Annotated in this window: 6 protein-coding genes; 3 read left to right on the top strand and 3 right to left on the bottom strand. The window is 35.5% G+C overall.

Annotated elements, in window-relative coordinates:
- The first annotated feature begins 398 nt into the window (after positions 1-398).
- Positions 399-2267 (top strand): hypothetical protein, encoded by a 1869-nt coding sequence (locus ABWU47_RS02555; RefSeq protein WP_077188479.1) that lies wholly within the window; start codon positions 399-401, stop codon positions 2265-2267.
- A 636-nt stretch (positions 2268-2903) separates the two neighbouring features.
- Here ABWU47_RS02555 and purD read toward each other — a convergent pair.
- A complete protein-coding gene (purD, locus tag ABWU47_RS02550; protein WP_077188477.1) occupies positions 2904-4175 on the bottom strand; it encodes a phosphoribosylamine--glycine ligase in 1272 nt (423 codons plus the stop codon).
- 34 nt (positions 4176-4209) lie between these two features.
- Complete coding sequence (gene serS, locus ABWU47_RS02545; protein ID WP_077188478.1) at positions 4210-5487, bottom strand: serine--tRNA ligase; 1278 nt, start codon at positions 5485-5487, stop codon at positions 4210-4212.
- Between the two features lie 143 nt (positions 5488-5630).
- On the opposite strand from serS, the gene ABWU47_RS02540 reads away from it, so the two are divergent.
- The gene (locus ABWU47_RS02540; RefSeq protein ID WP_353285748.1) at positions 5631-7562 is read left to right on the top strand and encodes a Ulp1 family isopeptidase; all 1932 of its coding nucleotides are present in this window, start codon (positions 5631-5633) and stop codon (positions 7560-7562) included.
- Between the two features lie 5 nt (positions 7563-7567).
- Positions 7568-8530 (top strand): tRNA dihydrouridine synthase DusB, encoded by a 963-nt coding sequence (gene dusB, locus ABWU47_RS02535; protein WP_077188475.1) that lies wholly within the window; start codon positions 7568-7570, stop codon positions 8528-8530.
- A 6-nt stretch (positions 8531-8536) separates the two neighbouring features.
- Here dusB and ABWU47_RS02530 read toward each other — a convergent pair whose 3' ends face one another.
- Complete coding sequence (locus ABWU47_RS02530) at positions 8537-17050, bottom strand: DNA-directed RNA polymerase subunit beta/beta' (protein ID WP_353285747.1); 8514 nt, start codon at positions 17048-17050, stop codon at positions 8537-8539.
- Between the last annotated feature and the right edge of the window lie 24 nt (positions 17051-17074).

Genomic DNA, 17074 nt, shown 5'->3' with positions numbered 1-17074 from the left:
TGTTAGTTCATATATTATTAAGGATTATTATTAAGTTTTTATTAATACAATATTAATGTAGCGGGATGACGAGCTTATCGTCATCCCGCCGCGAACCGTCATACCACTGCGAACCGTCATACCGCCGCGGTATCTCTAGATCCCGCTAACAAGCAGCGGGATGACGGTTTTTCAAATTATCGTAAGTCAGTTTAGCTATAGCTACAAGTTTCATTCTTCCCTTACAAATAACTTTACTGCGTCCTTTTTTCGGATTCAGAATTAGCAAGAAACGTTCTTGTAAGGTGGTCTACTAAAATTTTGCTTTACAAAACAATGTCTGAACTATGCAATTAATACATTATCAACACAACTGATTCATAAAAGCAAATATTATAACCACGAAGAGAGAAAATGTTATGCTTAGTTTAATAAGAAAGACCTTGAGAAAAAAAATGACTCATCAGGTAAACGATTCGAAATTGAAAGAGAAAGATGAAAAAAGTATTTTAAAATTAGCATCAAAAATAAAAGGCAAAAAAAGTAGCATTGCTGAAGAACTAGAAAAAATATCTAAAAAGGAAAAACAAAGGATTCTTACTACGGAAGTAAGCAAACATCGGGGTAAAGAACCAACTATTATATCACTTGCTTATGCTATACTACGTAAAGATAGTATAGCTGTTGAGAAAATGTTAAGAGTAGCTAAAGAAAACGGTATTCTGAAAGACATTCTTGACGCAACAACAACTATAAAATATCTAGATGGTCAAGAAGAAATTTACACACCGCTTACTTACGCCATATCATGTAAAAATAGCAAAACTATTGAAGAAATTTTAAAAGTCTCTAAAGAAAACGATATTCTGAAAGACATTCTTGACGCAACAACAACTATAAAATATCTAGATGGTCAGAAAGAAATTTACACACCGCTTACTTACGCTATATCATGTAAAAATAGCAAAACTATTGAAGAAATTTTAAAAATCTCTAAAGAAAACGGTATTCTGAAAGATATTCTTGATGCAACAACAACTATAAAATGTCCAGATGGTCATGAAGAAACTTGCGCACCGTTTACTTATGCTATACTACGTAAAGATAGTATAGCTGTTGAGAAAATGTTAAGAGTAGCTAAAGAAAACGATATTCTGAAAGACATTCTTGACGCAACAACAACTATAAAACATTCAGATAGCCGGGAAGTAACTTACACACTACTTGCTTATGCTATACTGCGTGAAAATAGTATAGCTATTGAAGAAATTTTAAAAATCTCTAAGGAGAACAGTATTCTGAAAGATATTCTTAACGCAACAATAACTATAAAATGTCTAGATGGTCGGAGAGTAACTGTTACACCACTTGCTTATGCTATACTACGTAAAGATAGTATGGCTGTTGAGAAAATGTTAAGAGTAGCTAAAGAAAACGGTATTCTGAAAGACATTCTTGACGCAACAACAACTATAAAATATCCAGATGGTCAGGAAGAAACTTGCACACCACTTGCTTATGCTATACTACGTAAAGATAGTATAGCTGTTGAGAAAATGTTAAGAGTAGCTAAAGAAAACGGTATTCTGAAAGACATTCTTAACACAACAATAACCATAAAACATAAAAATAATCAAAAAGTAACTGATAAGTTACTTGCCGCATTACATGATCGCAAAGTTATTCAAGAAATTTTAGACATAGCTAGAGAAAACGATATTCTGAAAGACATTCTTAATGCAACAATCACTATAAAATATCCAGATAGTGAAGAAAAAATCTACACACCACTTACTTATACAATATCATGTAAAAGCAACGAAGCTTTTAATACAACAAGAGCTATAAATCAAGATGGTCAGGAAAAAACTCACATCCCATTTCCTACCCTTGATAAAAGAGAAACTGAATTAAAATTAAAAGAAAAAAGACAAAGTAGAAGAGATGAGGGATTAAATTTTAACAATGGTAGTAGTGACAAAAATGTTGAAATAAAAGTTAATGGGGATATCTTGTTGCAGCATAGTAGTGGAATTGAAAATGAAATAAATCATACTGCTGTACGTAATGATGTAAGGGGGGTAAAGCCTCTAATAGAAAGTAGAGTAAATGTTAAAGTACAGAATATAAATGCAGTGATTGCAACTTCTGTGACATTTAAAATGATTGCAACTTCTGTGACACTTGAGTTGGTAGCTAGTAAAATAACATGTGTACTGTCAAAACCCACCACTAAATTGGAAGAAGTAGCTATAACATATTTTCAAGGTTTAGCACTATATTTGTGAAACTTAATTTATATGTGCTAAACAAGATGCTGATTAGTTTTATAGCTAACCCAAGAAAGGTTTCCCTACGTCATACCGCCGCGGTATCTCTAGATCCCGCTAACAAGTAGCGGGATGACGATTGTCGTTTAGCCATAAATATTTAAGAAATTTACCAAATGAAAAAAAAGGCAAAAGAAGCCCTGGGGTTATTATCTGCTTTAAAATATTGGCGTTTTTTATGTTTTAAACGCTTGACAAGCAAGATTTAGCTGCTTTTAATTGCAACTAACCTATGCTGCAAATGTTTAAGAAATTTACCAAGCAGAAAAAAAGACAAAGAATCCCCGAGTTAGCTAGTCTTTTACTATCTCTGTCGAGTATTGGCATTTTTTGATGTCTTGTAACGCTTTATAAGCGCGTTCAGCTCATTTAGATAAAAATCTAGATGTAGATGAAGTTTTGTAAAGACATACAGTATCTATATACTGCAAAAAATTGAACATAAGACGCCGATACATTAAGTAATCCTTACCTTTTAATCTGCAGATTGGCGAAAGCAAATACAATAGCTTCAGTTTCATGATAAGGGGGCTGGCGGAGTTTGTCAAGGAAGTTTTTCGTTTCTGTGAACCACCTGCTAACCGACAGCTAACATTAACTACCGATATCGTATCTGAAGAAGCCCCCTGGCCATTCTAAAAAATTTAATGCTGAGTACACCTTACTTTTGGCTTCCTCTATAGTGCTCCCTTCTGCTACTATATTTAGCACTCTTCCGCCATCGGAAACTAAGTTACCACTTTCATCGAATTTAGTACCAGCATGAAACACCAACACACCAGGAATGCTTTCAATCTTATCTAATCCTTTAATTACTTCTCCCTTTTGATAATCACCCGGATAGCCTTTACTTGCAACAACTACACAAACTGTAGATTTGTTGTTAAGTTCCACCATTTTGACATTTAACTTTCCTTCTGCAACTGACAACATCAATTTTAACAAATCGCAATTTGAATCAAATCTAGGTAATATAGATTGCGTTTCTGGATCACCGAATCTAACGTTATACTCGAGAAGTTTTGGGCTATCTTTGCAAATCATTAAACCAGCAAAGAGTACTCCTTTATAAGACGTACCCATGTTAACCAATGCTTGAGCTGTAGGGTATATTATTTTTTGGATAATTTTTTGCTCCATGTCCTTACTTATAATTGAAGGTGATGAGTACGACCCCATACCTCCAGTATTTTGGCTTTCATTACTTTCATCAACTCTCTTATAATCTTTTGCACACCCAAGAGTTACTACTTTCAACCCATCAATAAGAGCAAAAAAACTTACTTCTTTTCCAACTAAAAACTCTTCTATGATTATTTCTTCACCTGATTCACCAAATTTTTTCTCCACTAGCATTGAATTTATTGCTGAAAAAGCTTCGCTTTCTGTATTACATATAACCACCCCTTTTCCTGCTGCAATTCCATTTGCTTTCACTACAAGTGGAAACTTTATTTTATTGCTACGTACAAAATCTTTAGCTAACCCTTCATCAACAAAACACTCGTACTTGGCAGTTGGTATACCATATCGTTTACATAGTCCCTTGGTGAAAGACTTCGATCCCTCAAGTTTTGCAGTTGCTTGACTTGGAGCAAAAACATTTATTCCCTCTGCAACTAAATCATCAGCAAGCCCATCAATTATTGGTTGTTCTGGACCAATAACAACCAACTCTATATTTTCTCTCTTGCAAAATTGTGTAACATCCACTGAATTTTGAATATTTACATCCACAAGAACTCCCAAATTTTCCATGGCCTGGCGACCAGGAGTTACATATAACTCAGTCAAGATAGGAGATTTTTTTAGAGCCCAAAGTAGAGCGTGCTCACGCCCACCAGAACCTATAACCAGAACCTTCATCTTTATTTCCTCGCTTTTCTATATGTCAAAATTATTATTTGCTTATAACAGTATCATTACTCATGTATTTTTGCAACACGTTTGGTATTGCAATCGACCCGTCAGAATTTTGATAATTCTCCATTATGGCAATAATCGTTCTTCCTATAGCTAAAGCTGAGCCGTTTAAAGTGTGAATATATTTTTTCATCTTTTTATCAGTTTCTGAAGAGTATTTAGTGTTCATCCTTCTTGCTTGAAATGCACCACAATTTGAGCAGCTTGATATTTCTCTATATTTATCTTGCTCAGGTAACCATACCTCTATGTCATAAGTCCTTTGTGCAGCAAAACCCATATCACCACTACAGAGTAGCATTACTCTATACGGTAATTCTAGTTTTTTTAATATCTCTTCAACAATACTCGTCATGCGCTCAAGTTCATCATTTGATTGGTCTTCAGTTGTGATACTAACCAATTCCACTTTACCAAATTGGTGTTGCCTTATCATACCTCTCGTGTCTCGCCCTGCGCTGCCTGCTTCTTTACGAAAGCACTCCGAATATGCAGTAAAGCGAATAGGCAGTTCTTTTTCTTCCATTATTTTGTCAGCAACTAAATTTGTTAAAAACACTTCACTTGTGGGAATCAACCTCAATTCGTCGGTAGTTAAATACGAATCGTCAGAAAATTTCGGTAGCTGACCAACATTATACATAGCCTCGTTTTTCACCAAAGTCGGGTGGTACAGCTCAGTATAGCCAAATTCATTAACATGCATTTCAAGCATAAAATTTATTAGCGCTCGTCCAAGCTTAGCTAACTGTCCTTTTAATATCGTAAATCTTGATCCGGAAATTCTCGCCGCTTGTTCGAAGTCCATTAAACCTAATTTTTCTCCGAGTTCATAATGAGATTCTGGTACAAAATCAAACTGTCTTTTTCCTCCATATCTTCTCACCTCTAAATTAGAGTTCTCATCTGCGCCTATTGGCACATCTTGCGCAGGAATATTCGGCAAGTTAGATAAAACATTCACTAACTTATCCTTTTCTGCTTGTTCTTTTAAGCTGATTGCCTCTATCTCATTTGTGATGCTTTTTGACAACTCTATTTGCTCTTCACAGGGGCTCTTGCTCATTTTAAGCTTTTTTATTTCCTCTGTGATTTCATTGCGCTGCCTATTCAAATCCTGCAGTTTAGTGGTTAATGATCTTTTCTCGTGATCGATTTCTAATATCTCTTCCGCAGTAGATTCTCTAATTCCCCTGCTTTTCATTGCCTTTTCAAATCCTTCAGGGTTTTTGCGTATATATTCTATATCGTGCATATATTGTGCTATTACTAACATTGTTACTGTACTCCAAAAGCTCTTAATATTCAATATTTTCTCATACTACTAAAATTATTATGGTTGATTTTTTTGTTAGAATTTGTTAAAATTTAATTAACTTAGCGTTCATAGGGTGTAGTATGTTGGGCATTACAAAAAATAATCAGAAAGAGAGCACTTACTTTGCTGGTGAGGAATTCGTTATCTACGCTACTTGTGTATGCCTAGCAGCCACATTCGCTGCTGGCTGTTTAGGGGCGGTAATAGGATCCCCTCTATTGACCTTTCCACTTGCTATGCTCATCTCTAACCCCGTAGTTTGGGTTTTAATGGGAATAATTCTTACAGTAGCATACAAAATGGTTGTTGAACCTTTATTTTACTTAGCGAAGAACTATATTAATGGAAAAAGAGCTTCAAAGGGGGAAAAGAGTGAAGAAAAAGATACAGAACTACAAGATTTGCAAGGCAAGACTCCAGAAAAGCAAGCAAGACCGAAAACTCCTGATAGGGATAGTGGTGTTATTACATCGGAAATAGCTATAGATAATAATTCTTTTTTACATCAAACAGAGAAAGAAAAGAATTATAATTACAAATTAACTACTACTGATATTAGAGATATTGTAAAAAGCAAATATGGGTGGATAGCACACAAAAATAAAAAAGGCTTAAAAGATACTTCTGAAGGTGTGATTTTTGCTTGTCCTGACTCTACATCATCTTTAGAGCAAGAACTAAAAGAATATAAAAATAAAGTAGAACGAGAGGGTAGTGATTTAGTGTTCACTTCAATCCTTAATTTAAATGGAAACCATTGGGTAACACTGGGTGTTTCTTACGACGAAAAGAGTGAAAAGTTTAGAGCTTGCTATTGCGATTCATTTGGTGAACCATTACCAGAAGAGGTATCAAGTGCGCTACAGAAAACTCTAGGAATAGACAATAGTAGTATTAGAAACTCAAAAGCTAAACAACAAGATGATAAGTATAATTGTGGAATATTTGCCTTAGAGAATGCTAAGAAAATTACAGATATGCTGAAAGCAGGCAAATCGTTTGATGAAATTGATGATCAGCTAAAATATGAACTTAGTTCAGAGCAATTAATAGAGAAGAGAAAAGAATTTGCAAAAGCGTTGAAAAAGGATGAACAAAGCAGGGCTGGCACGCCAAGCCCTGTATTAGGTGGTCCAGGAAATATAAGTCGTAAAGATAGCGGAGTAAGTTTAGATTCAGTAGAAAGTAAGCAAACAAAAATTGTTCAATATAATACTACAGGTGATGGCAACTGCTTTTTCCATGCGGTATTTGGTGATAATAGCTCTGGTCAATATAAAACTGAAAAAGCACAAGATATGAGAATGGAATGGCACAAATTTTTAAGTCAATTTAACTCTTTGAATAATCCAAGGATGCCTGAGTTATTGAAGGGACAGATGCAGAAAGTTTTTGGTGCATTCTTAGAAAATCCAAATCATTTGATTGGTATGTCGGACTCAATAAAAGATTTGGTTCAGCATACAAACAGACGGGTAGAGAAGATCAAAAAAAAGACTAATAAATTAATAAAAAAGTTATGTTGTCTTACGACATTAAAAGAAAATGAAGTTATAGGTGATTTAAGAAGCATTAGTGCTAGTAATCTCAATATTAGTGAAAGAAAATATGATAGAGATTATAATAGTGATACTGCAGCAAATTCTTTTCTCAATGGCAAATCCATTTATAGATCTTATCTAGAGGCAATCAGCAGCCAAAGTTACCATGTTTTCATAGAAGAAATTTCTATCTTAGCTTCGCTGGCTAATATTGAAATTGACGTCTACTATAAAAATAATGGTAATGATGTAAATACATTGTTTCTGCCAAATGCGGGAATGATAAATGAAGGTTATCAGCAGAACAACGAGCTATGGGGAAATAAAGAACAAGAAACGGTATACTTGGCACCTGGTCATTATGAGAGAGCTGAGATAGTAGAGGTAGAGCCTTCTCTTATGGAAAAAGTAAGTTCGGCTATACAAAGTGTTGTAACAGTATGTGTAAATGCGCTAGGTTTGAACACATAGAATATATGTCCCTACAAGTAGGAAATTTGACAATTGATTCTCCAGTTATTTTAGCTCCAATGTCTGGAGTGACTGATTATCCGTTTAGAAGTATTGTGAAGAAACTTGGTGCAAGTTTGTTAGTTTCAGAAATGATTGCAAGCAGAGCTATGATTATGCAAACTCATCAGAGTCTGCAAAAAGCAAAAGTCGATGCATTAACTGCTGTGCAGCTTGCTGGGTGTGAGCCAGATGTTATGGCGGAGGCTGCAAAATTAAACGAGGACATGGGAGCAAAAATTATAGACATAAACTTTGGTTGCCCTGTTAAAAAAGTTGTAAACGGTTATGCAGGATCAGCGCTAATGCGTGATGAGAAAAAAGCCGCTGAGATAATTGAAGCTGTGGTCAAGGCAGTGAATGTGCCAGTTACAGTGAAAATGCGCACCGGGTGGAACGATGAAAATCGCAATGCACCGAGACTTGCGAAAATTGCCGAAGACTTAGGAGCAAAGATGATTACTGTACATGGAAGAACAAGGGCACAGCTTTATAACGGTCAAGCAGATTGGAAATTCGTTAGAAATGTTAAAGAGCAAGTAAAAATCCCAGTTATAGTAAATGGCGATATTAAAAATTTAAATGATATTCAGAATGCTCTCAAAGAATCTGGAGCAGACGGAGTGATGATAGGTCGTGGTGCCTACGGTAAACCTTGGCTGATTAATCAAGCAATGAACTTTCTCAGTGGAAGTGAAACTTCTGAGCCAACAGCTTCAGAGAGATTAAGCATCATACTCGAGCATTACGACAATATTCTTGAGTACTATGGAAATGACACAGGAATAAAGATGGCCCGCAAACACATAGGTTGGTACAGTAGCGGGCTTCAAGGCTCATCTGAATTTCGTGTGAGAGTAAATAACATGACAGATAGCACAGAAGTGAAAGAAAATATTATTGGCTTTTTTGGTCAAGAGACACACTAGCTGTACTCAATTCGACTGATCGTATGCCACTACGCTCTCTTCCTCACCAGAGTGTAAATGACAACCATTATCCATCAACCATTCCTCGTCATAAGTTTCAATATCAAAATATTTTTCATATTTATCCACATTATCACAAAGTGAAAGTGCTCTGATCTTATTCATAATCAAACCTGTACCAGCAGGAATTAATCTTCCTACTATAACATTTTCTTTTAATCCACTTAAAGGATCACTCTTCCCGCAGAATGCTGCTTCTGTAAGTACTTTTGTTGTCTCTTGGAAAGAGGCAGCAGAAATAAAGGAGCTAGTTTCAAGACTTGCCCTAGTAATCCCCTGCAGAATAGGAAGATAATGAGTAGGCCGTTTGCCAGAGTTACTCATAGCATCATTTTCCCTATCAACTTCCAGCTTGTCAATGCTTTCGCCAACCAAGTACATAGTATCACCAGGATCAGTAATTTCCACTTTTTGTAGCATTTGTTTTAAGATCACCTCTAAATGCTTATTGTCTATACGAACACCCTGCAATCTATAAACTTGCTGTATTTCAGAAATCATATAGTGCGCTAAAGCTTCTAACCCAAGCACACGTAAAATATCATGGAGATCAGGGTCACCATCCATCAATAGATCACCTTTACGTACAAAATCACCTTCATTGACTATTACATGCTTACTTCTTGATACCAAATATTCAACTGGAGAAATTTGTTCATCTACAGGTTTAATTAATATACTGCGTTTTCCTCTACGGTCTTTTTCAGAAAACGCTACATAGCCATCTATCTCACTAACAATAGCATGCTCTTTAGGACGACGTGCTTCAAATAACTCTATAACCCTCGGTAAACCACCAGTAATATCACGAGTTTTAACTGACTCTCTTGGTGTTCTTGTAATAACATCACCTGCATGAACCTTCTGGCCATCTTGTACATTGAGCACTGCACCGATTGGTATAAAATAACATGCTTCAACGCCACTTGCGAGTGTCATTACTTTACCATTATCGTCAAGCAGCACAATACGAGGACGTAAATTAGCTCCACCAGAATGCAATTTCCAGTCTTTTACTACTTTGCTTGATATTCCTGTAGATTCATCCATCACTTCAGTGATCGAAATTCCATCTTTTAAGTCCTGATAAGACACTGTACCAGTCTTCTCCGTGATAATAGGCAATGTATAAGGATCCCATTCCGCAACTTTATCGCCAATTTTTACTGACCCACTCTCATCTACATAAAGCTTAGCGCCGTAAGGTACACTGTGCTTCAACTTCTCACTACCAAGGCTATCAATCAACACGACTTCACAGGAACGGCTTATCACAATTTTATTTCCGTTTCTATCTATAATTATATTACTATTGTTTAACTTTATTTTAGCATTAATAGAAGCTATAATATTCGAGGATTCAACGCCTCTAGTCATTACTCCACCTATATGAAAAGTACGCATCGTTAACTGAGTACCTGGCTCTCCAACAGATTGAGCAGCTATAACACCAACTGCTTCACCTATTGAAACAATTTTACCAGTTGCAAGGTCTCTTCCATAACATAAAGAACATACACCAGGACTTATTTCACAAGTTAAAGGCGATCTAATTTTTACAACATCAAGACCTGCAATGCTGATTTGCTTTACTTTATCCTCATCAATTAATTCCCCTGCTTTTACTAATAATTCTTTTGTCACTGGGTTATATATATCATTTGCAGCTGTTCTACCCAGCACAACACTCTCTAGAGATGCAACTATAGTACTTCCTTCAACTGTAGCTCTCACAACAAGACCATTTTTTGTTTTACAGTCATGCTTTGTAACTATGCAATTTTGAGATACATCAACTAAACGACGAGTTAAGTATCCAGAGTTTGCAGTTTTAAGTGCAGTGTCAGCTAAACCTTTACGCGCACCGTGAGTAGAATTAAAGTATTCAAATACGTTCAATCCTTCACGGAAATTAGAAATTATAGGTGTTTCTATAATCTCACCAGAAGGTTTGGTCATGAGCCCTCGCATTCCTGCTAGCTGTTTCATCTGTGAAGTAGAACCCCTTGCACCAGAGTTAACCATCATATACACTGAGTTGTACTTACTATTTCCATCATATATAGATATTGCTTTTAACATATCATTAGCTATCATATCCGTACACTTAGACCATTCATCTATAACCTTGTTATACCTCTCACTTCTAGTTATTAGCCCATCTTGATATTGCATAGAGAATTTCTTAATTTCACCCCTCGCGTGATCAACATGTGTAGCTTTAGTTTCAGGTATAACCATATCACAACGACCAAAAGAGACACCAGAAAATGTGGCATACTCAAAGCCAAGTACCATTAATTTATCAGAAAATGCCACTGTAGCACTTTGACCACAGTTACGATATACCAAATCAACTATACCAGTTATTTCCTTGACTGTTAATATCTGATTTATTAGATCGAAGCCTAGATTCTCATGCTTAGGAAAAATTTGCCATAATATTAAACGGCCAGGAGTTGTACAAACAGTTTTATAGTGAGTTTCACCGCTGCTATTAATATACTCCATCCTATACTTTATACTAGAATGAATATGTAAAGTACCATCACTCAAGGAATGCTCAACTTCACAAAAAGCACCAAAAGATGGTAAATTATCTTCCTTAGGTTCTTGTAAAGTCAGATAATATATACCAAGTACTATATCTTTACTAGGAACTATAATCGGTCTGCCATTAGAAGGACTTAAAACGTTATTAGTGGACATCATCAACACCCTAGCTTCAAGCTGAGCTTCCAATGAAATTGGCACATGCACTGCCATTTGATCACCATCAAAATCAGCATTAAACGCCGTACAGACAAGCGGATGAAGCTGTATTGCTTTGCCTTCAATAAGGATTGGCTCAAAAGCCTGAATACCAAGTCTATGTAGCGTAGGCGCTCTATTCAACAAAACAGGATGCTCTTTTATTACCTCTTCAAGCATATCCCAAACTTCTGGTTTTTCTGCTCTTATCAACTTACTAGCAAACTTAATAGTTGGAGCCATACCATACATCTTAAGCTTTGAGTAAACAAAAGGTTTGAATAGTTCAAGAGCCATTCTTTTTGGTAATCCACACTGATTTAGTTTCAAAGTTGGACCAACAACTATTACAGAACGTCCAGAGTAGTCTACTCTTTTTCCTAAGAGGTTCTGGCGAAAACGACCCTGTTTTCCTTTTAACATATCACTAATGGACTTTTTATATCCAACAGCACCAGCTTTATTTACCAAAGTATTACGACGACTATTATCAAAAAGAGAATCAACTGCTTCTTGTAACATCCTTTTTTCATTACGAATCATAATCTCAGGAGGATTTAAGCTCAACAATTTCCTCAACCTGTTATTTCTATTAATAATAGTCCTATAATGATGATTCAGATCAGAAACTGCAGGACGACCACTCTCAAGCGATACCAAAGGACGCAAATCAGGTGGTAAAATAGGTATAGTTGTAAGTATCATCCACTCAGGCCTATTTCCAGATTTAATGAAGTTTTCAACAATACGCAATCTCTTTATAATTTTCTTTCTTCTTATCTCAGAAGCAACAGATTCTAATTCTAGTCTTAAATCCTTCCTAATTTCATGTAAATCAAGGCGCGTTAGCAACTCTCTTATAGCTTCAACACCTTGCATAGCTACAAAACTATCGATCCCATAGCTATCTTTAGCTTCATTATAAGCTTTTTCACTAATAATCTCACCTTTTTCAAAAGGCGAAACAAGAGGATCCATTACGATATAATTATCGCTATATAAAATATTCTCAATATCTCTGAGAGACATATCCAATAATGCTCCAATTCTTGAAGGAAGCGATTTCAAAAACCATATATGAGCAACAGGAGATGCAAGCTCTATATGACCCATCCTTTCTCTTCTTACTTTAGAAGATGTAACTTCTACTCCGCATTTTTCGCATATGCGACCTCTGTGTCTTCTTTTTTTGTATTTTCCACATAAACATTCATCGTCATTGACAGGGCCAAAAACCTTAGGGCAAAATAATCCACCTTTCTCAACTTTGAACGTACGATAATTTGCAGTTGAAACATCTTCTATCTCACCACAAGATATACGCTTAATACTTTCAGGGCTAGCAATCGATATGCTAACCTCATTAAAAGGTTGTGCAATGTTAGTGTGAGATATATCTTCAACCACTACATCATTTTGCTTTAAATCTACATTTAAACATAAAGAACGTAGTTCTTTTATCATCACATTAAAGGATTCAGGAATTCCACATTCAAAATTACTGTCACCTTTTATTATCGATTCATAAATCTTAACTCTACCATTAATATCATCAGACTTCACAGTTAACATTTCCTGCAAAGTATAAGCAGCACCATAGGCTTGTAATGCCCAACATTCCATTTCACCAAAACGCTGACCACCAAAATGAGATTTTCCTCCAAGAGGTTGTTGAGTAACCAAACTATAAGGCCCTACTGAACGCGCATGAATTTTACCATCAACCAAGTGGTGCAACTTAAGCATGTACATGTAACCAACTGTAACCTTGCGGTCGAATTTTTCACCACTGCAACCGTCATATAATACAGCTTGTCCAGAGTTATCTAAACCAGCAAGTTCAAATAATTTTGCTATTTGTTCATCTTTTGGACCCTCAAATACAGGTGCAGCAACAGGAACGCCATCACGTAATTTGCGTGCAAATTCAATGAGATTATTATCACTAATATTACGAATATCATTACAGATAGATACGTTACTGCCATAGCTATAAACCTCAATCAGGAAGTTACGTAAATTGCTGTATGAACTTTTACAAGAGTTCAAATAGTTCTCTACTAACTCATTCAACTCGTCATTTAGTGCATTCTTATTAGGTGTATTTAAAACAGAAGCCGTTATTTCATCATCATCAATATTTTCAATTTTTTTATTATCAAGGTATGCTACTGCAAATTGTGTAAAATTATCATCGTTAAGGGACCTAATTCCCTTGCAAAAAGCACTTTTGATCTTATTGATCTCATCGAGAATATTACTTACCTTTTCCCCTAATTTTCTACAAGCCCAACCTACATGCGTTTCCAGTATTTGCCCTACATTCATTCGTGAAGGAACACCAAGAGGGTTAAGAATAATATCAACAGGAGTACCATCTTCCAAATAAGGCATATCTTCCACTGGCACAACTCGAGAAATCACACCTTTATTTCCATGTCTACCAGCCATTTTATCCCCTGGTTGCAGACTATGTTTCACAGCAATGAAAACTTTTACTGACATCGACACACCTTGAGGCAGGTCATAACCTTCATGTAATTTTTCTACTTTTCGCTTAAACTGTGCTATTGCATGTGATACTTTTTCATCAAAATCTTTTTTTAAGCTCTTAACTTGCTCAGAAATGGATTGGTTTTTTAATCCTATACCCCACCATTGCTCACGTTCAATAGAGTCAAATTTTTCTCGATCTTGAGAACCAGAATTAATAAGAAGTTTCTTCAGTTCATCATAGAAATATTCACTAGTAACACTGATTATATAATCTCGCTCTTCCTCAAAGTCATTTATCTCTTTTTGTTTGATGAGTAATGCCCTTTCATTTTCTTCAACCCCCCTGCGTGTAAAGACTTGTACATCAATTACTGTCCCTTCAACATCTGGAGATGTATATAAAGAGGAATCCGCACAATCGAATGACTTTTCACCAAAAATTGTCATCAATAACTTCGTTTCAGGAGGCAATGAAAGAGAAGGTTTAGGTGTAACTTTACCTACCAGAATATAGCCTGGACCAACTCTTGTACCAATTTTCACTATACCACTATCATCCAAGTGATATAGATTTTCTTCATTAACACCAGGTATAGCACGAGTTATTTTTTCTGATCCTAAAGGGGTATCATGTACAACACAGTCAAATTCTTCTATATGAATAGAAGTAAAGAGATCTTTTTTAACAACTTCACTAGAAATAATAATAGAGTCTTCAAAATTATAACCTTGCCAAGACATAAAAGCGACTAGCAAATTTTTACCAAGCGCCAACTCACCACTGTTAATTGCAGGACCATCAGCTATTACATCACCCTTTTTAACATAATCACCTACGCACACTAGCGGTCTTTGATTAATACAAGTATTATGGTTAGAACGCTGAAATTTCCTTAGATGATAAATATCTACGTCCAAGTAGTTAACACTTTCTTTATCAAAAGCACGTATAACTATAGAGTTACTATCAGAACTATCAACTATGCCATCGCGTTTTGCTAAAACTACAGCACCAGAGCCAGAAGCTACAAAAGACTCCATACCAGTAGCAACCAGAGGAGCGGTAGGCTTCAATAAAGGTACGGCCTGACGTTGCATATTTGAGCCCATTAATGCTCTATTAGCATCATCATTTTCTAAAAATGGAATCAAGGAAGCTGCAACTGATATTACCTGCTTAGGAGATACGTCAATGTAACTAACTTGGTCGCTACTTACCATGACGAAGCTACCAGCATATCTACAGTATAGCATGTCATCAACAAAGCAATTATTTTCATCAAGCTTTACGCTAGTGTCAGCTATATGATGTGAGCCTTCGTCTATAGCAGAAAGATACTCAATTTGATCAGTAACAACCCTATTGACTACTTTTCTATAAGGGCTTTCAATGAAACCATATCTATTAATACGCGCGTATATAGCTAAGCTGTTGATTAACCCTATATTTTGCCCTTCAGGAGTCTCAATAGGGCAAATTCTTCCATAATGAGTTGGATGAACATCACGCACCTCAAATCCTGCCCGTTCTCTTGTTAAACCGCCAGGACCTAACGCGGATAACCTTCTTTTATGTGTTATTTCAGATAACGGATTAGTCTGATCCATAAATTGAGATAATTGAGAAGAATTGAAGAAATCTCTTAAAACATTAGTTAACACTTTTGGATTAATAAAATCAGATGGAGAAACTTTATCTAAACTAGAAGTGGACATAGAATCAACTATTGCGCGTTCCAATTTCAACAACCCAGTTCTAAATTGATTTTCTATAAACTCTCCAACTGATCTTACTCTTCTGTTTCCTAAATGATCAATATCATCTACAGATCCTTGACCGTCACGTAACAATACTATTTTTTTCACAATTTCAATAATATCTTCATGCGTTAAAACAGTTAAATCCTCATCATAATTTAATCCAAGGTAAGAGTTAAGCTTCAACCTACCAATGTTAGACAAATCATAATATTCCGGACTGAAGAAAAGATTACGGAAAAACTCTTCTACTATCTCTAAAACAGAAACTTCACCAGGACGCAAAACTCTATATATTTCATATAGTGCATCCTGATAAGACATGTTTTCATCTAAGAAAAGCGTATTTAATATATAAGGTCCAACAAACAAATTATCTATGTTCAACACTGATATTTCATCTACAGATAATAACTCAAGCTTCTTTATGTCTTCCAGCTTTATAGATTCACCAGCAGATAAAATTTTCGTAGAGCTAGCACTATCCATTAAATCTTCTGCGAGGAATAAACCACATATAGAATTAAAAGGAACCAGATACTCTTTCAATTCATTATCATATAGCTTTTTAGCTAGTCTTGAGGTAATACGAACGTTAGCTTTAAGCAGCACATTACCTTCAATATCCATTAAGTCGAAAGGCAGCCTCACTCCTTTAAATTTATCAGGAACAAAAGGCACTTTCCAACCATCTTTATGTTTTACATACTTTATTTTCTCATAAAATCTATCGAGTATATCATTATTTGATAGACCCAACGCCTTTAATAAAACTGAAATTGGCAATTTTCTTTTTCTATCAACACGAAAATACAAATGGTCTTTAACATCAAATTCAATATCAAGCCAAGAACCCCTATAAGGAATAATTCTAGCAGAATAGATCAATTTACCAGAATTGTAAGTTTTTCCCTTATCGCTATCAAAAAATACACCAGGAGACCTATGCATTTGTGAGACGATAACTTTTTCCACACCATTAATGATGAAAGTGCCTTTATCAGTCATCATAGGCAACCCACAAAAGTGGACTTTCTGCTCTTCTATAGATTTTACAACGGTTGCAAGTTTAGAATGATCTCCACTCTCTTTAATCGATTTATATTCATCAAGAGAAATACCATCCTGCATAACAACAAGACGTATAGAAGCAATAACCTGAGCAGAAAAAGTTACACCACGCTTTATACACTCAGATTCATCATACTTAGGATCATCTACCCTACAACTTATAAACTCAATAGTAGCCCTACGCAAAGGATCATTTATTGGAAAGATTGTATGAAAGATAACTTCAAGTCTTTCATTACCCTTATTCTTAGGAGTAAAAGAATCATATGATTCTTTTTGAACCTTAACCAAATCCAATAAAGAATCTTTTAAATCAATCGACCTAGAATAAGAAACTCTAGGAACAAAAGCACCAGAAGCGTACATATAAGAAGAATCAACCATTAAAATACCCCAAACTAATTAAAA

This window comes from Wolbachia endosymbiont (group A) of Gastracanthus pulcherrimus (genome assembly GCF_964028265.1).
Taxonomy (GTDB): domain Bacteria; phylum Pseudomonadota; class Alphaproteobacteria; order Rickettsiales; family Anaplasmataceae; genus Wolbachia; species Wolbachia pipientis.
The sequence above is the reverse complement of the archived record's forward strand: the minus strand, read 5'-3'. Positions and strand labels throughout refer to the sequence as shown.

Excerpts from the sequence above, each read along its gene's own strand:
- purD (WP_077188477.1), bottom strand. The coding sequence starts at position 4,175 with ATGAAGGTTCTGGTTATAGGTTCTGGTGGGCGTGAGCACGCTCTACTT.
- dusB (WP_077188475.1), top strand. The coding sequence starts at position 7,568 with ATGTCCCTACAAGTAGGAAATTTGACAATTGATTCTCCAGTTATTTTA.
- serS (WP_077188478.1), bottom strand. The coding sequence starts at position 5,487 with ATGCACGATATAGAATATATACGCAAAAACCCTGAAGGATTTGAAAAG.
- ABWU47_RS02530 (WP_353285747.1), bottom strand. The coding sequence starts at position 17,050 with ATGGTTGATTCTTCTTATATGTACGCTTCTGGTGCTTTTGTTCCTAGA.
- ABWU47_RS02540 (WP_353285748.1), top strand. The coding sequence starts at position 5,631 with ATGTTGGGCATTACAAAAAATAATCAGAAAGAGAGCACTTACTTTGCT.
- ABWU47_RS02555 (WP_077188479.1), top strand. The coding sequence starts at position 399 with ATGCTTAGTTTAATAAGAAAGACCTTGAGAAAAAAAATGACTCATCAG.